The following is a 19340-nucleotide window of genomic DNA, read 5'->3' on the forward strand; positions in this document are numbered from 1 at the left end:
AACCTGGACAATTTACTCCGCTATCCCCCCAGGATTAATTAATTAAATGTTTAACTAACTAACCACCAAATTTATGAAAACTAAATTTAACCAACCCCTTGTTTATGACAAGGGAAAACTCCTAATGACCGTTATGAGGACTTTTATCTTTTTATGCTGTATGGCGACCTTCGGATTTAGCCCCAAACCAGTATTCTCACAAAATGAAAAAATCACCATTGATACGGACTCCCATCTTTCCGTAGAACAGGTCTTTGAACTCATTAAAGATCAGACCGAGCACACTTTTATTTACCGCTCCGATTTATTTGACAAGGCCCCAAAGGTCTTCCTAAAAAAAGGAAAGATCAAGGCCAATGACTTATTGGAAAGAAGTTTGTCTTTCGGAAATTTCGAAGTCACCTTTACCCAAGACGGGGCTATTCTTTTGGACAAAAAACCACTTGTTCTTAAAAAAGAAGTAGTACAAAAAACCGTCTCAGGAACGGTATCGGACAACTCCGGCTACCCGTTGCCAGGTGCCTCTGTGACCCTAAAGGACAATCCTACGATAGGAGTACAAACAGACTTTGATGGGAACTATACTATTGAGGTCACTGATGGACAGACTACTTTGGTATTTAGGTACCTAGGGTTTGTAACCCAAGAGGTGGTTGTTGGCAACCAAAGCCAAATTAACATTACTATGGTAGAAGACGCACAAAGTTTGGACGAAATAGTAGTGGTAGGATATGGAACGCAAAAGAAAAGCGATGTTACCGGTGCTATTAGTACTGTAAAAAGTGAAGAACTGACCAAAGTTGTCAGTACCAACCCAACAGATGCCCTTCAAGGACGTGTTTCTGGGGTTACCGTTACCCAGTCTTCAGGAAGTCCAGGAGCTGCTTCAGATATTATGATCAGAGGGATTGGTAGTTTTGGAAACAACCAACCATTGTATATCGTCGATGGAGTACAGGCCGATCCTTATTTTATAGACTCAAACAATATTGCTTCGATAGAAATCTTAAAAGATGCCGCTTCCGGTGCTATTTACGGAACAAGGGCTGCCAACGGGGTGGTCATTATCAGCACCAAAAAAGGAAAAAGCGGAAAGCCCAAAGTAGAGATCGGTTCTTCTTTAAGCATGAATACCGTGCGTAAAGAAATGAAATTGCTAGACGCCCAAGGCTATGTAGACGTTCACAAACAAATGTACCAGAATGCCGGGGCCTCCTTGCCACAATACTTGGCAAATCCGCCAGCAGTCAATACCAATTGGATAGACGAGACCCATAGAGAAGGACTTTTGCACCTACAAAACATAAGGGTTAGCGGAGCTTCGGAATTTGTAGACTATAGCATTAGTGGTAACTTTGCCGATGAAACAGGAGTTTTATTAGGTTCGGAATTCACCAAAAAGGGAATCAATGCCAATATCGGTGCCAAAAAGGGCCGCCTTTCCATAAAAACGAATCTAACCTATAGCGAAACCTATAAGGAAGACTATAAATTTTCGCTAAGGGAAACTTATTTTATTTCCCCTTTAATTCCGGTATTGGACAGTAGTAATGATTCTGGATACGGATATAGAACCGGCGATATTCCAGATCACCGTAACCCTGTTGGAGAAGCTAATTATTTAGATGGATATACCAGAATAAAGTATTTCCTTGGTAGTGTAAACCTTGGCTATGAAATTATAGACGGATTAAACTTCAATTCTAATTTCTCCCTATCCAACTTGGCCAATTACACTTATAATTTCCACCAACCCTTTAGAGTAAGGGACGTACAGGACGATCCGCAACGCGAATTTTCCTTTGTTTCTGAATACAACAGCGAGTTTAGAAGGCTTAACCAAGAGTACACCCTAAATTATCAGGGCGAAATAGGAAAAAATACCTTTCAATTATTGGCCGGTTACCAAAGAATTTCAGAGCCGTTTAAAGAAACCTATGCCCAAGGAGAAGGATATAAATTAGATGAGGACAACAACAAAGTTCCCGCCATTATCCTAGACCCTAACTTTAATACCTTGGATGCCTTTAATGACGGTACTTATTCTGCTAGCGGCACCAATGCAAAATATGCCTTGGTATCTCAATTTGGCCGTGTAAACTACGCCTATGACGGTAAATATTTAGTACAGGCCAGTGTTCGTAGGGACGGTAGCTCTAAATTTGGTAAAAACAACAAATACGGGGTTTTCCCTTCTTATGCCCTAGGCTGGAAAATTACCGATGAAAGCTTTATGGACGACCAAGAGGTTTTTAATTTCCTTAAACTTCGCTATAGCTGGGGACAGGCAGGAAACGACAGTGCTTTGGGCTATTATGACTATGTTGCCCTTATTTCTCAAGGTAAGAGTCAAAACGATGGAGGCTATGTATTTGGAAACCCACAAAATTCTAGTTTGGGAAGTATCGCAAGATCCCTACAGAACGACGACCTGCAGTGGGAAACTAATACTTCATCGAACTTTGGATTGGATTTTGCCGCATTGGGCAATAAATTAAACGGTGCTATCAACTACTATAACAGTACCACAGAAGACCTATTGATCATTAAGGAAGTATCGCCTTCGGCAGGAATCAACAATCCGGTTGTAAACGTAGGGGAATTTCAAAACAAGGGAATTGAGTTTGAACTGGGCTACAACAATAAGGACAACGCCTTTCAATATTCTATCTTCTCTACCTTTACCACTATTAACAGTGAAGTAACCAAACTAAGCAACGAAAATCAGGTATTATACGGTACCGGACTTTTATTTGGATCCGATCACTTTGTGAACCAAACAAGGATCAACCACGAACCAGGAGCTTACTTTTTACCAGTAGCAGACGGTATTTTCCAAAATCAGGCCGAAGTAGATGCGCATAGCGTTGCAGGCAATTTAATACAGCCCGATGCTGCCCCAGGGGATATCAGATTCATCGACCAAAACGGTGATGGCACCATCAATTCCGATGACGAAACCTATCAGGGAACGGCCATTCCTAAGTACGAGTACAGTTTAAACCTATCGGCAAACTACAAAGGGTTCGATGCTAATGTGTTCTTCCAAGGGGTTGGCGGCAATAAAATCTATAATGGAAACGACTTTAGATTATTGAGCATGGATACCGGTAGAAACTTTAGAACGGCCACCCTTAATTCATGGACTCCAAGCAATACCAATACCGATATGCCCAGAGCCGTATTAGGAGATCCCAATAAGAATAACCGTGCTTCGACCAGATTTTTACAAGATGGTGATTACCTGCGTATCAAAACTATTCAGTTAGGGTATTCTTTCTCTCAATCACTTTTAGACAAAACATTTATCAATAAATTAAGATTGTATGCTACCGGACAAAACCTATTCACTTTTACCAAGTACGACGGTTTAGATCCTGAGGTAGGCGGAAGTATCCTTTCTAGAGGGATCGATATTAATTTGTATCCGAAATACAAATCCGTGATTTTGGGCCTACAACTTCAATTTTAATCATTAAAAAATATTCATACAATGAAAAATCTATATAAAGTATTCATGGCAGCCTTCTTATTGGTGGCAATGATATCCTGTAACGACGATGAGTTTCTTGTAGAGACCTCACCAGACAAATTAACCTCCGAGAACTTTTGGCGAAATGCCGAAGATGCCCGTTCCGGATTAACGGCCGCCTATTCCGAATTGGAATCCAGAAGCAATTTTTGGGACGGATGGCAAGAAGGAAGACCTGTGGTAGAATATTTCAGGTCTGATTATGCGTTGCCAGGACCCGATGCTACCAATTATGCGCATTGGATGTCGATCTTTAATTTTAACTATACCAACGGACATATCTTTTTAGACGTCATTTGGGGTACTAATTACAAAGGACTCAATTTTGCCAATCAGGTAATTACCAAGGTAGGTGAAATGACATCGGAACAGATTTCTGATGAAGAAAAGAAGCAAATTGTGGGCGAGGCAACCTTTTTAAGAGGCTACTACCACTTTAAATTGCTCAGTCTTTATGAGCAAATCATTGTCCGTAATGAAATCATCTCACCAGAAACCCTAGACAAGCCATTGTCTAGCCGTCCTGAAGCTTGGGAGTCTATTATTGCCGATTTTAAAGCGGCCTCGGAAATGTTGCCGACTACGGTAGCAGATACCGATTTGGGAAGAGCTACCAAGGGAGCTGCCCTAGCGTATTTAGGAAAGGCTTATTTGCACAAAGCCGGCGATGCCACTTCCGCAGAGGCTACAGACTATAAAAATGCCGCCGATGCACTTAAAGCCGTTGTCGATAGCCAAGTATATAGTTTAGAACCAGATTTCTTGAGCCTTTTTAATGGTGAAAACGAAAATAACCAAGAATCCATTTTTGAACTGCAGTTTAAATCCGGGGATGCTACCTCATGGAACGCTACAAGACTACATGCCTTTGTAGGAGACTGGTCCATAGGCGGATGGGGAGGCATAGCAGCCAACCCGCAATTGGTAGATGTTATGAAAAAAGAGGGGCAAATTGCCAACAACGGACTATATGACAATAGACTTTATGGATCCCTTTATTTTAAAGACCCTTTTTATAACGACACCAATACCAATGAGATGCAAGGTGGTACTTGGGATGCCCTGATGACCGATACCTATGGCGATACCCATGACAACCACGCATATTTTAGAAAGTGGTTGCCCAATTATGTTTGGAACAACAGTTATGTTGGTGTCAATGTGGTGTTGATGCGTTATGCAGATGTACTATTAATGTATGCCGAAGCGCTTAACGAAACCGATAATACGCCTTTGGCCATTAGCCTTATCAATGAGCTAAGGAGCGTACACGGAAATATGCCTCCGATAGTCGTTACTTCTAAGGCCGATGTAAAAGAACAGATTATCCATGAGCGTACCATGGAGCTGACTTTAGAATCGACCAGATTCTTCGATTTACGTCGTTGGGGAATGTTAGATGCGGCCATGAGTGCCGCTGGAAGAAGTGGATTCGATGCTTCCAAGCACAGCTATTTCCCTGTACCACTTTCAGAAATACAAGCCAATACGGCCATTGACTAAGAAGTTTTCCTAGTTTCTTTGAATACAGCAGAATCTCCCGACTGGCGCCAGCCAAGTCGGGGGATTTTTTTTTATGAGCTCCTAAATAAATTCTAAAAAATGCTGTAGGGACATACTCTGTTGCTGCTTCTTCCAAGCGGCAAAAAGCTCGGTCTTATGAGGTTCCTTAGCTAATTCTATAAACTTAATGCGGTAATTTTTGTCGTCTTTTAAGGAATTGGGCACCAAGGCAATGCCCATACCGTTTTCTACCAACTTAAAAATGGTAGGACCATGAATAGACTTGTGGGCAATGCGTGGACTAAACCCGTAATCGGCACACAAATTTTGAATCTGCTGATAGTACATAGGACTATTTTCATTGGGAAAGAGAATAAAAGAAGCTTCCGAAAACTGTCCCATATTCTTAAAATTACCAGCTGTGACCGGATGCTCCAATGGCAAAACCAAGGAAAAATTTTCCCGGTAAACAGCTTTTACGGCAATCTCCGAGGACACTTTATTAGAACGCATAAAGCCAATATCTATTTGGTCTTGCTCTAAGGCCTTCAGCTGCTCGGCATTGGTAAGCTCTTCTAAATGAAACCTAATCTTAGGGTAAGCGTTGCTAAATTCCTTGATGATCGGTGGCAGGTACGCTTGCATGGCCGAACCTACGAACCCAATCCGCAACTGCCCTACGACCCCATCCAGAGACAGTTGCCACCGTTCCATGGAACTATCTAGCTGTTTCAATATCAGACGTGCCTCTTGCTGCAAAAGCTCCCCGGCCGTACTCAGGGCTACTCTCCTGTTGGTCCTAACAAACAAAGGCGTTCCCAACACGTGCTCTAGCTGTTTTATTTGTTGGCTCAAGGCAGATTGCGAAATGAACAATACCTCTGCCGCTTGGGTATAGTGAAGGGTTTCTGCCAATACCAAAAAATATCGCAGTGGACGTAATTCTAATTGATTGATATTTCTTATCATTTTGCGTAAAATAAGAACTTTCACCAATTAAAATTACAAAATAATTAGAAAATAGCATGCCTTAAGTTTTACAAGCTTTGAGGATGGGGGCGACGTTTATCACTTGTTTTTTATGCGGGGCGTTCCCCTATCGGGTCGCTCTTTCCGCTGTATCTTTTTTAGGCGGCTCGGCCGCCTAAAAAAGGATGCCGCTGCAATAGCTAACGCGATTACAGGGAACAATAAGCAATAAACAATTATCAATGGTGTACATTGTACGTCCCTGATTTAGGTTGACCATTTAGAAAGTAATCATATTGTACTGACTAAAAACACGACTTCTCTGTCGTCCCTAGTTGCCTCCAGGAGCTCAAAAATCCTGATTTCATTTTATAGGACCACATAATAAGGTACTTCCCACAGATATGGGTTTATGTACCCGTTTTACTACCTTAATTGCAACATTGTTACATCAATTTGCGTTAGGGACCGTAGCGGCATCCCCGAAGTGGAGCGAGGGATATAGCGGAGTGCCCGCCCGACGAAGGAGGGAACGCCCAAAATACTCACCACCATAGCCCCCATCCCTGCTATCGACAAGCACAGTTTTTGAAAACCGTCCTACGGACCTTAAAAAAAAGCATAAAAAAACGCCCTAAAGACAGAAAATTACTTTAGGGCGTTTAGGGTTGTCAGTGCCTTTATCTTTGCATCAAGACTTCTTTTTCCGGGTTTTTTTCCGGCGCTGACGATTCCGAAAAATAGCGTTCAAAACTATCGTCCATTTCATCTAACCATTCGGTATGGTGATTCTCGGCCATAGTTCCGGTCATTACGGACTTAAAGGTTTTGTCCCTATACCTTAAAATATCGTCTTCTTTATCTTTTAACCACTTTTTAAACAAGCTGGCCACGGTATCCAAATCAAACTCAGGATAGTCCGTCATTCCTATCAATTCCTTCACATAATCGGTCTGGAAATCTATTTCGTCGTCATGGGTTTTATTGGAATGCGACTTCTGAAGCCATTTTTCCATATCGGCCAAACGCTCGTCCTTTTCAGGAACTTTCAATTTCCCCAACATAATATCCCTGGCTACCCAAGCCTGGGCATCGAACATATTAAAAGTATAATACTGATCTTGCATCCCCAGGTATATTAACTTTGGAAGTTCATTGAATACAACCCCCTTGTACAAGTTGTCCGGATACAGACAGTTAGGTGTTTTTAGGCGCATCTCGTCTGGTAAAAACGGGAATTTATGTTGGTAACCGGTACACATGATAACGGCGTCGAAACGTTCTTGACTGCCATCACTAAAGTGGGCGATTTCACCATCAAAATTTTCTAAAAGCGGTACTTCTTTGACACCTTCGGGCCAAGAAAGACCAATAGGGTTAGACCTATAGCTCAGGGTTACGGAATTAGCTCCGTGTTTATAACATTGTATCCCTATATCCTCGGCAGAATAACTACTTCCCACCAACAATACGTTTTGACCCTTAAACTGATCCGCACCCCTAAAATCATGGGCGTGCATAACGGCACCAGGGAAATCTTCCAAGCCTTGGAAATAAGGCATATTGGGCGTAGAAAAATGCCCTGTAGCCACTACTAGGTAATCGAATATCTCCGTATAGGTCTTATTGTTTACTAAATCGTCTACTATAAGGGTGAATTTTTGAGTGTCTTCGTCAAAGGATACCCACCTTGCGGCCGTATTAAAACGGATATGCTTGCGCACCCCGCTCTTTTTTACCCTTCCTTGGATATAATCGAACAATACCGGTCTGGGAGGATACGAAGAAATAGGCTTCCCAAAATGCTCGTCGAAACTATAATCCGAAAATTCCAAACATTCCTTGGGACCATTGGACCACAGGTATTTGTACATACTACCGTGGGTAGGTTCCCCGTATTTTCCAACACCGGTTCTCCAAGTATAATTCCACAGTCCACCCCAATCGCTTTGTTTTTCAAAGCAAACAATTTCAGGGATTTCTTTCCCTTCTTTTTCTAGGGAGTCAAATGCCCTTAGTTGCGCCAAACCACTGGGGCCGGCGCCAATAATTCCAATTCTTGTCTTCATATATCTCACATTTGTTTTTATAATTGTCAAAACTTTCAGAACGTAGCATAGCAGATCAACTCCCATTATGGAAGTCAAAAAAACGATATAAGCACTTAGTGCTTGCTAATTACTACATGCTGGCACCCGAAATAGAATTTATCAGGTGGTAGAGGCCTAGTGTTTAAAAAAAAACCAGATATCGTTGACCTCTATGCTGCCGTTTTTCAGTTCAAAAAAATAGGCATCGGAACATCCCTAAGTAGTTCCTATTTGTGATAGCCCTTAAATTTTTTCGAAGCACGAAAGTACAAAAATATAGAGAAACAAGCAAGTCGACTCATAACCTGTTAGTTTTCAACACATCAGTTGTTGTCAAAAAATTCTCACCACAAACCTTCGCTCATACCATCCCAGCGTTTTTTGACTCGCAGGAATAGTCTTCTTGAGAAAAAATATACTACGAAATGCGATCGTATACAATGCAGTAATACCGAGACAGAAAGGATACTTCACAAGTTATAATAAGTTTTACTTATTGTTTTTAAAAGAATAAGAATTGTTTCAGGTTATAGTCCTCCATACTTTTGGGATATAACCTTTTAGAAAAGCACTTATGAGCACAGCAGCATTGGACATGATTTTTGACGCCCTTTTTACCCCGTATAAAACTAGGGTTCCAGATGTGGAAAAAGTAACTAAGGCCATGGTAAGTCATGCAATCATAAAAGACGAAAGCGAGATTGTAAACGATCATATTGCTTTTAGAACCTTAGGGGTTCCCAATTTGGGCGTTACTTCTTTTGAAAAAATATTTTTACATTACGGATATACCAAAAAGGACTACTATTATTTTGAGGGCAAAAAACTGGATGCCTATTGGTACGCCCCTCCGCAACCCCATTATCCTAGGATTTTTATGAGTGAATTACGGGTACAGGACCTGTCTGATAAAGCACAGGAAATTATTCGCCGCTATACCAAGGATATTGTCTCAGACCCGGTAGATGCCTTGGATTTGGACGATCCTGAGGCTGTGGGCGAATTTTTCCATAAGTCGCTTTGGGAGCTGCCTACCGCAGCAGATTACAATGCCCTGGCCCAAGAAAGCGAATATGCGGCATGGGTGATCTATAACCGCTACTACCTAAACCATTATACGATTAGCGTTCACGAATTACCGGACGATTACAATACCGTAGCCAAATTCAATACCTTTTTGGAAAGTATCGGGATTGCCTTGAACACTTCTGGCGGAAAGATAAAAACCAGTGCAGACGGACTCTTAAAACAGAGCAGTACCATTGCCAAGATGATGGAAGCCGAATTTGCCGATGGCAGTACCATGGAAATTGCAGGGAGCTATGTGGAGTTTGCAGAACGGCTAGTATTTCCGGAATATAAAGACCTGCCCAAAGAAGCCATTACCCGACAACACCGTAGGGACGGATTCGAATCGGCCAATGCAGATAAGATTTTTGAAAGCACCTATAACGAACAGACCCTAAAGGGAAAATAAAACCAAACCATTTTTCAAACCACAGTAAATAACCAACCATTCATTTTTTAAAACTCGGAAAATCCGACCTCTAATGGGGGTCGGATTTTTTTTTTGGGGGGGGGGGAGCTAGAAAACCAAGGAATACACCAATATCTATGATTGTAGCATACGTTGCAACTTGTCTCTAAAGGAAAACAAGAATGCCCTAACTATCTTGTAGCCTTAATTAAATTAACTATTAAAGAAATCGGCAGCAAATTAAACCTGTCAGCTTTTTTATAAATTATCCTGTCTTACTTTCGACAAGGCCATTTTATTTCACTGGACCCCGTAATTTTTTAAACTGCTTATAGGCACCCTCTACCTTTGCCTTTGGAGCTTGTTCAAATTCTTTATCGGTTACACCGTAGGCTTTTTGCACACTATCTAAGGTATGCTGCATCTGCCCTAATACCTCGGAATAGCTTGCGTCTTGGATTAAGTTTTGTTGCTCCAAGGGATCGTTTTGCAGGTCGTATAATTCCCACTGATCAATATCGTCATAAAAATGCATCAATTTATAGCGTGGCGTTCTTATTCCATAGTGTTTCTTCACCATATGAAAGGCTGGAAAATCGTAGTAATGATAGTAAATTACATCCCTATAGTCGGTCTCATCCATACTCCCGTTCAATAGCCCCAGAAAGGATTCCCCTTGCATTTCCCCACCCATATCCGAGACCCTTGCCGCTTCTAAAAAAGTTTGGGCAAAGTCAAGGTTCTGGACCATGGCATCAATTTTCTTCCCTGGTGCTATGGTAGCTGGCCATTGCATTAAAAGTGGCGTTCCAAAAGAGGGCTCGTACATAAACCGTTTGTCGAACCAACCCTTTTCTCCCAGATAGAATCCTTGATCGGACGTATAGACCACCAAGGTGTTTTCTGCCAGACCATTGTCCTCCAAATACGCCATTAGCTCCCCAACGCCTTCATCTACGGAAGCTATGGTGGCCATATAATCTTGCAGGTAGCGCTGTCCCTTCCATTGGGCCAATTCCTTACCACTTAATTTTGCCTTGTGATAGGCATTATTCTTGGGCAAATAGCCCGCATCCCATGCACTCCGTTGCTCCGAACTCATCCGTTCAAAATCGGTTTTCCATGGGTTATGGGCCAGTGCCGTACTTCCATACTCTACTGTCATTTTAAGATCGTGCCCCTCATACATATCCCGGTAGATATTCTGTAGTTGCTCTTCTGCGGCCTGTTGGTTATTAAAAGTAGGGAAATAGGAGTCTGGCAAGGGAAATTGAACCGAGTCGTACTTATTGATATGCCGTAGCGCCGGCATCCAATTCCTATGCGGCGCTTTGTGTTGCACCATTAGAAAGAACGGCACACTATCTTTTCGTTGGTTCTTAAGCCAGTCCAAAGCATCGTGAGTAATAATATCTGTGGCGTATCCCTGAATCCTAGTGGTATCTCCGTTTTCAATAAAATCTGGATTGTAGTAGTTTCCTTGGTCTACTAAAATCTTCCAATGATCGAAACCCTCCGGATTCCCATGCAAATGCCACTTTCCTAACAAGGCGGTCTGGTAACCCGATTGTTGCAACATCTTGGGCAAGGTGGGCTGACTCCCATCAAATCGATCGCCGTTCTGCCTAAAACCATTGATATGACTATGTTTTCCCGTCAATATCACCGCCCTACTAGGACCGCAAATAGAATTGGTGACATAACTATGGGTAAAAAGGGCTCCTTTATGGGCAAGCTTATCTATATTCGGCGTGGGTGCCAATTCACCTATAGGATGCCCATAAGCACTAAGCGCTTGGATAGCATGGTCATCCGACATAATAAAAAGGATATTGGGCTTTTTATTTTCGACAGTTTTCTTTGGCTGTTCCCGCTTACACGAAAAGCTACACGCTACAAAAACTAAAAGCAGTAATTTAATAAAGTAATACATCTTCGATATAGTTCGTAGCAAACAGCGCTAACTGTCTAGGCCAATTTATTGTTTTTCAAATAAGAAATCTATTTCATCAAGGCATGTAGCCTTCCTTTATTTTAACGTAAAGGTCACCTTGGTTGCGGCATTGGAATCGGTCCCGACAAACACCTCAAACTCTCCTGGTTCCGAAACAAAATTCAATTGGCTGTCATAAAATTTTAAATCATCTGCGTGGAGGGTAAGAGTGACCAACTTGGTTTCGCCTTTCTTTAGGTAAACTTTTTTAAATCCTTTTAATTCTCGCATAGGAGGCGTAATACTTCTCACCACATCTCTAAGATAAAGTTGCACTGTTTCCTCCCCGTGATAGTTCCCTATATTTTTTATGGTAACGGTTATATCCACGGATTCTCCCTGTGCTACTTCCTTTTTATTAATGGATGGCTCCGAATACTCAAATTGGGTATAGCTCAGCCCGTAGCCAAAAGGCAGTAAAGGTGCATTGGGTGCATCTAGGTAATTGGATTGAAATTTCTGAAAAGTTTCGGAAGTTGCCGGTCTACCTGTATTTTTCATGCTGTGATAAATAGGGATCTGACCCACGTTCACTGGCCAGGTAGCCGTTAATTTTCCTGCCGGATTATAATCCCCAAAAACCACATCTGCAACGGCATTTCCGGCCTCCACGCCCGGATGCCAAACCTGAAGTATACTAACTGGTAATGCCAACTCTTCTTCAATTGTTAAAGGGCGGCCGCTCATCAGGACCAAAACTACAGGCTTGCCCGTAGCAACTAGGGCACGTATCATTTTTTTCTGGCTTTCGGGAATAGAAAGATCTGTCCTACTAGCCGCTTCCCCACTCATTTCGGTAGCCTCCCCAACGACGGCGACCACTACTTCCGACTTATTGGCAAGATCTAAGGACTCTTGCAGCATTTTCTCTGGGGAACGATCATCAATTTCTATCCTAGGCCCAAATACATTGACCTTTTTTGCCAATTCGGGGTCATCGGAAATATTGGCCCCTTTGGCGTATGTAATTCTAGCCGCGGGAGCTACCTTTTGTAAGCCTTCCAAAATAGGAACCGATAATTGTGGGTCCCCGGTTGGCGCCCATGTACCCAACATATTGTTCTTGTTGTTTGCCAAAGGTCCTATAAGTGCGATTTTCACATCCTTTTTAAGAGGAAGAAGTTCATTGTGATTCTTTAGAAGTACAAAAGAACGGGCTGCAGCAGTCCGGGCAAGTTTACGGTTCTCTATGTTCAGGATATCCTTGGCAGGCCTTTGTGGGTCGCTATAACGATAGGGGTCTTCAAAAAGGCCCAATGTATACTTGGCTTCCAAAATCCGACGACAAGCTTGGGTTATTTGCTCCTCGCTGACCTTCCCTTCTTCCAAGGATTTTTTTAAAGTAGTTAAAAAGCCTTCTCCCACCATATCCATATCCAGTCCCGCATTAAGGGCCAAGGCAGATACCGCTTGTAAATCGCCAAATCCATGGGCTATCATTTCATTTACCGAAGTGTAGTCGGACACTACAAATCCTTTAAAACCCCACTGCTCTCTCAGTAGGTCTGTCAACAACCATTTGTTCCCAGAAGCTGGTATACCGTCCACATCATTGAAAGAGGTCATAACACTAGAGACCCCGGCGTCTATCGCTGCTTTATAAGGTGGCAAATATTCATTGAACATCTTTATCCTGCTCATATCTACCGAATTGTAATCGCGCCCTCCTTCGGAGGCCCCGTATAGTGCCATGTGTTTTACCGTCGCCAACATGGTATTGGGCAGGCTAAGATCGCTTCCCTGATACCCTTTCACCATTGCTTTGGCAATAGCAGATCCCAAATAGGGATCTTCCCCTGCCCCTTCAGAAATTCGTCCCCACCTAGGGTCACGGGCAATATCTACCATAGGAGAAAAATTCCAGTTTATTCCATCGGCCGTCGCTTCCGTGGCAGCTATCCGAGCGGTTTTCTCTATCAAGGCCATATCCCAGCTCGCCGCAAGCCCTAAAGGAATTGGAAAGGTGGTTTTATATCCGTGGATGACATCGGATCCGAAAACCAACGGAATTTTTAAACGGGTATCATTGATGGCAAAATCTTGGGCCATCTTTATTTTTTCCGGACCGGCTACTCCGAAGAGTCCACCTACCTGGCCCGCCTTGATCTTGGCTTCCACATTTTCACTGACCACCGCTCCCGTAGCCACACCACCACCTGGCGTCACCAAGTTTAACTGTCCTATTTTTTCCTCTACCGTCATTTTCTGCAACAGCTCTTCCACAAAGGGAATATTTTCTTGTGCTTGTAGACTTGAAAGCCCTGTAAAAAACAGCACAGCGACAAACAGATTTAATTTTCTCATCTTAGATATAATATAATAAATTGATAATTCCTTTTTTTTTATTTCACTTCCTGCACCTCAGTTTTATCTGAAATCCCATTTTCATTAAATGCTTCTATACTAAAATAATATCGCGTATCGCGATCGAGGTTCCGCATAAAATGTTCATTTACATCATAAATCAACCAGGAGTGGTATAATTTATCTGATGCGATACCCCAGCGGATATTGTAACCCTGTGCTCCTTTCACCGGCTTCCAGGTAAAAGAGGCATCTCTTCTGTCTTTCTCCCGGGATACTTTAAACCCCTTCACCTTTTCCGGTTTCTTTCCTAAACCTTTTCCAAATACCCTTATTTCTGATAATGCCAGGTTATTCCCTGGAACCTCCACATTATTGTAGCGTACGTATCTTCCTTGTACAGGTTGATTAAGGGGGATGTAGGCATTTGGCGCATCTTTATAACTCCCACTTCTGTCTACAACAGTTTCCCAGTTTTTTCCATCCTCTGAAACCTCTAGGGTGAATCGATGTCGTAAGCCTTCGGTACGGGTATAAATACCCGACTCGTGATCATGAAAATTCAATTGAAAAGCATACATATTTCCAGGGGAAGGCATTTCGATCTTAACCCATTGCTCATCATCATTGGATTCGGCAACCCAAAAGGATTTCGGGTTTTCATCGGTTAAAAGTTTTGAAATAATCTCACCTTCACTATTCCTTTCAAGCGGCAGTTCGGTGATCTCAAAATCATCATCGGTAGAGGTGCTTTTTTTTACCTGCAATTGTGAGGATGAAACCGTTGTTTTTCCTTTGTAAGAAAGCAACATCCAGCCACTATGCTGCCCAGCTTTTGTTGGATGGTTTGGCCCGAATAAGGGGTAATCGCCATAGCTGGTGATGGAATACATTAATCCTTCATCATCGAAATAGGTGGGGAACATGGATAGACGACGTTCCCAATGAGAATTTGAAGCCAACGCCATGGTGGCAAAATGCCAGTATTGCCCATTGGTTTGTTTCACGGTAATACCATGGCCTGCCCCATTCGCAAAACCGCCAGGCTTGAAACTCATGGGGTTATTTTTCATATAAGTAAAAGGACCAAGTGGGGTCTCACCAATATAAGCAGCATCGGCATACACATTAAATTGCGTCCCGGGCGCTGCATACTGTAAATAGTATTTCCCGTCGTGTTTGGTCACCGAGGCACCTTCCATGTATCCTTCCTTTAAGGTTGGATGGTAATTGTTTTCGCCAAAACGTTCCCAACCATGTTCTTCCTCAACCAAATTGAAAAGTTCTTTCTCAACTCCGGTTTCAAGAAAACGATCGTCTTTATTCAGCATTTTCACACGAAGGGGATGTTTGTTTGACGAGCCCCAATACAGATATGTTTTTCCGTCGTCATCAATAAACAACTCCGAATCCTGGATGTTGTTGGTAATGGAAGCGGTAGGGGCCCACTCCCCTTTTTTGGGGTCATCGGTATAAAGAATACTTCCGTAACCTGCAGGATCACCTGCAAAATATACCAGCGAATCTTTATAATTAAATGCGGTTGGGGCATTGGACCCCTCAAAAAACCATTGTTTAGGTTTAATAAATTCCCAGTTGATCAAATCGGTGGAATGCCAATAACCAAAAGACCGAGTGACAAACATATAGTATTCACCACGAAATTCAATTACTGCGGGATCTGCACCAGAACGGTAGGAGATATTCTTACTTGAATTATAAACCATATAGGTATAGTCAATATCCAGAGGATTGATATAAGTTTCCGGAACCACTTCCTGTGCACATATTATGGCACCAAATAGTAAAACCGCTGCTCTAATTATTTTTTTAAAATATTTCATCTGGTACCGTTTTACACAAATTTATGTTTGTAAAATTCTTTGGTCGTTCTCTATTCAGATCGTTTTACCGAAAACAACCAGGGCAATAAATTAGGCTCATCAAAAGCAGGGTCCCAACTATTGTGGTTGGCATCCCCAAAAATCGTAAGGTTGGGAGCTCCTCCAAATTCTATAATTTTTGCTGCGATATCCAAGGACAAATGCGGATTCACCACATTGTCTTTTGCCCCATGAAAAATCCATAACGGTACCTTATTGGCATAGATTTCCGAGGCTTGTAGGTCTCCCCCTCCACAAATAGGGATTGCCGCTGCAAACATGCCTGGTTTTCTATATAGCATTTCAAAAGTGCCCATCCCTCCCATGGAGAGGCCCATAATATACAACTGGTCCTTCTTTACATAGGATTCCTGTACTAGCGAATCCATCAGAGCCATGGTAAGCTCCAAAGCTTTGGTAGGGCCTTTGCTATATTCAAAGGATATTTCCAAAGGCCCTTTTGTACGATCTACCGCCACCCTAGACCAATAATCCTCTTGGGGACATTGTGGAAATAGGACAATGGCAGGGAAATTCTCCCTATTTTCTTCCTCTAGGAACAATTTACTGCCATGGACCAATTGCTTTTGATTATCACTCCCTCTTTCCCCTGCTCCATGTAGGAACAGTACCACGGGATATTGTTTGGAGGCAGAGAAATCTTTTGGGTACAGGATACGATACTGCAAACTATCCGCCCCTTTCTTAAAAATTGCGGCGTGATACAAATCGTTTTGTCCAAACATGGCAAGCGTGCCAAGGCAAAAAGCCAATAGAAATATCTTTTTTTTAATTTCCATACGTAAATCCTAGTTTCGTTAAACCTGCTTTTACCTCATCGTTTTGCATAAAAAGTTCCCACAACAAGCCAGACCTATAATTTTCGATCATAATCACTTGTGGCCCTTGGTCGATGGCTAGATAGCCCTTTGCCACCCAAAAATCATACTGTGGGCTAAAGGCGTCATAAAATCCGGCAGGACCCAACAATTTATCCTTATGTTGATAAAAGTAGTGCATGGCTTTAAGCGATTCCTTTGGTGTATACGGAATGGAGCTTATGGCTGCCGTTGGGGAAATAACCCCTATATCATTAGCGGGGGAATGGGCATTATACCCTAGGCTGCCATCAGAATTTCTTGAATAACTCGCGGTTAGGCCCCAACTTTCCTGCCCGTAGCCTACAAATTTCTTGGGATTCTCCACAGCATATCGATAATTGATAGTAGCATGATTTATACTTACCTCCCCATAATCTACAAACTCGTCCTTTAACCCAAATGGGGTTAATCCTAAAAAGGAGTAATGTGAAAAAAATAAGGGTCCCCCATAGGTTTCAGATCCGGGATGTTTCACCAGTAGTGGGTAATTATAGGTGGTTCTATTAGATTGTATACCCCCATTGGATGCCCAGCCATTGGTATAGACCTCCTTGGAAATGGAATAATCCGGGGAGGCCGCTGCCAATACATAAGTAATTAAGGTTTCATTATATCCTTTGAGCTGTAGGTTGATAGCAAAATTATGGTCAGGACTCCAATGCCAATACAGTACGTTTTGGTTTTGGGTGTACCAATTCCATTCTACCCCTTTCCACAAGGCATCGGCCTTGGCGGCCAATTCCTTTTCCGCAGGGGAGCCTTCTTTAAAATACTCCTTTACGCTAATCAATCCTTGGACCAATAAAGCGGTTTCTACCAAATCTCCTCCGTTATCCATTCCGCTAAAGGCCTTTGTTTTTCCGGTATCTCCATAAAGCCAATGTGGCCATGCTCCGTGAAACCGATCGGCGTTCTCTAGAAAAATCAACATTTTTTGCAATCTCGCAACCGCTTGTTCCCTAGTAACATAATTACGCTCTATACCAACCAAGATGGCCATTAGTCCAAAACCAGTTCCTCCTGTGGTCACTACGTTGCCATCAAGATCGGGATTATTGGGATGATAGCGCTCCCTTGCACAACCAGAGTTGGTTTCGGCATACTCCCAAAAATATTTAAAGGTCTCCCTTTGGGTCAAATCCAATAGTTCCTCATCCGAAATTGCTTCTACCTCCGGAGATTCGTCCTTGGGCGGATCGGGCAATTGGGATTCGCCGGTAGGTCCTGGGACTCCGTCCCCGGAGCAGGAAAAAATTAGGGCAAGTAAAGCATATAAAAAAACAGTTCTCATTTTCATATTTAAGTGTTTAGTCCTCGGATTAGGAGAATGTTATTTTAAACTGCTACTTTCAAAACCTAGTTTCTTCAATCCATTTTGAACCTCCTTATTACTCATAAAAAGGTCCCATAACAACCCCGTTCTATAATTTTCGATCATTACGGGAATAGGACCTTGATCTATGGCCAAGTACCGTGGCAGGCTCCAATTATGCTCAAAACTAAAGGCGTCATAGGGTCCGTATTTCCCTATTAGAGAATCTTGTTCCTGATATATATACCTTAAAAAACGCATACTTTCCATTGGTGTATAAGGCATGGAAGACAAGGCGGCCGTAGGGGATATTACCCCTAGGTCCTGATCTGGCCTATGACCGGCATAGCCCTTCATGGAATAGCTAGATGTATGCCCCCAGACATTCTCCCCATATCCTTTGTAATTATTAGGATTGGCCACAGCATGTTTGTAATGGATAAGGGCGTGATTCTGGTTCAGTTTCCAATAATCGCCATATTGATCTTTCAACCCTTTCGGATTTAATCCCAGGTAGGAATAGTGAGCCCAAAACAAGGGACCAACGGGTGAACCATCGTGCTCATAATGGTTCAATTCGGTTTCTAGGCCATAATAAACTGTGTCCTTGGCAATTTCCCCATTGAGCGCCCATCCCTTATCGTAAACCTCTTTGTCTATAGGATGCGTAGGAGAGGCTGCCGCCAGAACATACATAACCAAAGCTTCGTTATAACCTCCAACGGGGAAGTTCATATCCCATCCGTAGTTGGGAGACCAATGCCAATACAGCACCTTTTCACCTCCTTTTGTATACCAGTCCCATTCTACTTCCTCCCACAATTTTTGGATTCTATTGCTAATGGATTTCTCTGTCTCGGTAGTACCCCGTTTATCAAAAAACTCCTTTACGGTAAGTAGGCCCTGCACTAAAAATGCAGACTCCACCAAATCGCCCCCATCGTCCTTTTTACTAAAGGGTGCGGTAGTGCCATCGGGTTTTAACCAATGGGGCCACACCCCGTGAAAACGATCGGCCTTTTCTAAAAAGTCCAATATCCGAAGGTATCGTTCCACAGCCTGTTCCTGAGTAATAAACCCTCGCTCTACACCAACCAATATAGCCATCAGTCCAAATCCGGAACCTCCAATGGTAATGATATCCTTATCATGGGAAGGGTAAATATTGTCCATATGGATACGCTCCTTGGCCAAGCCCGAGATAGGCTCTGCGCCTTCCCAAAAATAATTGAAGGTCTGCTTTTGAACCTTATCCAATAGCGCAGCATCCTTGGCTTCTTCCTCTTTGGAATTGGCCACCTCAGCTTCAGTTTTGGCATTCGTTTTTTTTTGGTCGTTGCAACTTGGTAAAATAAGAGCAAGGACCATTGTTAAGACAACTATAGATAATCTCATA

The 19340-nt window shown here is 42.6% G+C and carries 11 protein-coding genes; 3 read left to right on the forward strand and 8 right to left on the reverse strand.

The window, feature by feature from the left end:
* Positions 1-73: 73 nt before the first annotated feature.
* Together BUA16_RS11915 and BUA16_RS11920 are read left to right on the forward strand one after the other, a co-directional pair.
* The gene (locus BUA16_RS11915) at positions 74-3472 is read left to right on the forward strand and encodes a SusC/RagA family TonB-linked outer membrane protein (protein ID WP_072764976.1); all 3399 of its coding nucleotides are present in this window, start codon (positions 74-76) and stop codon (positions 3470-3472) included.
* Between the two features lie 21 nt (positions 3473-3493).
* On the forward strand, positions 3494-5035 hold the full coding sequence (locus BUA16_RS11920; protein WP_072764977.1) for a RagB/SusD family nutrient uptake outer membrane protein: 1542 nt from the start codon (positions 3494-3496) through the stop codon (positions 5033-5035).
* 81 nt (positions 5036-5116) lie between these two features.
* Here BUA16_RS11920 and BUA16_RS11925 read toward each other — a convergent pair whose 3' ends face one another.
* Positions 5117-6004 carry a LysR family transcriptional regulator gene (locus tag BUA16_RS11925; protein ID WP_072764978.1) on the reverse strand — a complete coding sequence of 296 codons (888 nt, stop codon included), beginning with the start codon at positions 6002-6004 and terminating at the stop codon, positions 5117-5119.
* 680 nt (positions 6005-6684) lie between these two features.
* On the reverse strand, positions 6685-8073 hold the full coding sequence (locus BUA16_RS11930; protein WP_072764979.1) for a flavin-containing monooxygenase: 1389 nt from the start codon (positions 8071-8073) through the stop codon (positions 6685-6687).
* A gap of 595 nt (positions 8074-8668) precedes the next feature.
* Between BUA16_RS11930 and BUA16_RS11935 the strand changes: the two genes are divergently transcribed.
* Complete coding sequence (locus tag BUA16_RS11935) at positions 8669-9571, forward strand: DUF1338 domain-containing protein (RefSeq protein ID WP_072764980.1); 903 nt, start codon at positions 8669-8671, stop codon at positions 9569-9571.
* 295 nt (positions 9572-9866) lie between these two features.
* On the opposite strand, the gene BUA16_RS11940 is transcribed toward BUA16_RS11935, so the two are convergent.
* From BUA16_RS11940 to BUA16_RS11965, 6 genes are all read right to left on the reverse strand, one after another.
* Positions 9867-11504 carry a sulfatase family protein gene (locus tag BUA16_RS11940; protein WP_072764981.1) on the reverse strand — a complete coding sequence of 546 codons (1638 nt, stop codon included), beginning with the start codon at positions 11502-11504 and terminating at the stop codon, positions 9867-9869.
* Positions 11505-11600: 96 nt separating this feature from the next.
* Entirely contained in the window at positions 11601-13868 is a 2268-nt protein-coding gene (gene bglX, locus BUA16_RS11945; RefSeq protein ID WP_072764982.1) for a beta-glucosidase BglX, read from the reverse strand.
* Between the two features lie 38 nt (positions 13869-13906).
* Positions 13907-15712 carry a family 43 glycosylhydrolase gene (locus BUA16_RS11950; RefSeq protein ID WP_072764983.1) on the reverse strand — a complete coding sequence of 602 codons (1806 nt, stop codon included), beginning with the start codon at positions 15710-15712 and terminating at the stop codon, positions 13907-13909.
* A gap of 50 nt (positions 15713-15762) precedes the next feature.
* Complete coding sequence (locus tag BUA16_RS11955) at positions 15763-16551, reverse strand: carboxylesterase family protein (RefSeq protein ID WP_072764984.1); 789 nt, start codon at positions 16549-16551, stop codon at positions 15763-15765.
* A complete protein-coding gene (locus BUA16_RS11960) occupies positions 16541-17929 on the reverse strand; it encodes a glucoamylase family protein (protein WP_072764985.1) in 1389 nt (462 codons plus the stop codon). The genes BUA16_RS11955 and BUA16_RS11960 overlap by 11 nt, the downstream gene beginning before the upstream one ends.
* A 33-nt stretch (positions 17930-17962) precedes the next feature.
* Entirely contained in the window at positions 17963-19339 is a 1377-nt protein-coding gene (locus tag BUA16_RS11965; RefSeq protein WP_072764986.1) for a glucoamylase family protein, read from the reverse strand.
* Position 19340 lies beyond the last annotated feature (1 nt).

Origin of the sequence: Arenibacter nanhaiticus, from assembly GCF_900141935.1 — a bacterium.
Lineage (GTDB): Bacteria > Bacteroidota > Bacteroidia > Flavobacteriales > Flavobacteriaceae > Arenibacter > Arenibacter nanhaiticus.

What these genes read in the sequence shown, in the direction of transcription:
- BUA16_RS11955 (WP_072764984.1), bottom strand. Translation starts at nt 16,551, where the DNA reads ATGGAAATTAAAAAAAAGATATTTCTATTGGCTTTTTGCCTTGGCACG.
- BUA16_RS11930 (WP_072764979.1), bottom strand. Translation starts at nt 8,073, where the DNA reads ATGAAGACAAGAATTGGAATTATTGGCGCCGGCCCCAGTGGTTTGGCG.
- BUA16_RS11960 (WP_072764985.1), bottom strand. Translation starts at nt 17,929, where the DNA reads ATGAAAATGAGAACTGTTTTTTTATATGCTTTACTTGCCCTAATTTTT.
- BUA16_RS11965 (WP_072764986.1), bottom strand. Translation starts at nt 19,339, where the DNA reads ATGAGATTATCTATAGTTGTCTTAACAATGGTCCTTGCTCTTATTTTA.
- BUA16_RS11950 (WP_072764983.1), bottom strand. Translation starts at nt 15,712, where the DNA reads ATGAAATATTTTAAAAAAATAATTAGAGCAGCGGTTTTACTATTTGGT.
- bglX (WP_072764982.1), bottom strand. Translation starts at nt 13,868, where the DNA reads ATGAGAAAATTAAATCTGTTTGTCGCTGTGCTGTTTTTTACAGGGCTT.
- BUA16_RS11925 (WP_072764978.1), bottom strand. Translation starts at nt 6,004, where the DNA reads ATGATAAGAAATATCAATCAATTAGAATTACGTCCACTGCGATATTTT.
- BUA16_RS11920 (WP_072764977.1), top strand. Translation starts at nt 3,494, where the DNA reads ATGAAAAATCTATATAAAGTATTCATGGCAGCCTTCTTATTGGTGGCA.
- BUA16_RS11935 (WP_072764980.1), top strand. Translation starts at nt 8,669, where the DNA reads ATGAGCACAGCAGCATTGGACATGATTTTTGACGCCCTTTTTACCCCG.
- BUA16_RS11915 (WP_072764976.1), top strand. Translation starts at nt 74, where the DNA reads ATGAAAACTAAATTTAACCAACCCCTTGTTTATGACAAGGGAAAACTC.
- BUA16_RS11940 (WP_072764981.1), bottom strand. Translation starts at nt 11,504, where the DNA reads ATGTATTACTTTATTAAATTACTGCTTTTAGTTTTTGTAGCGTGTAGC.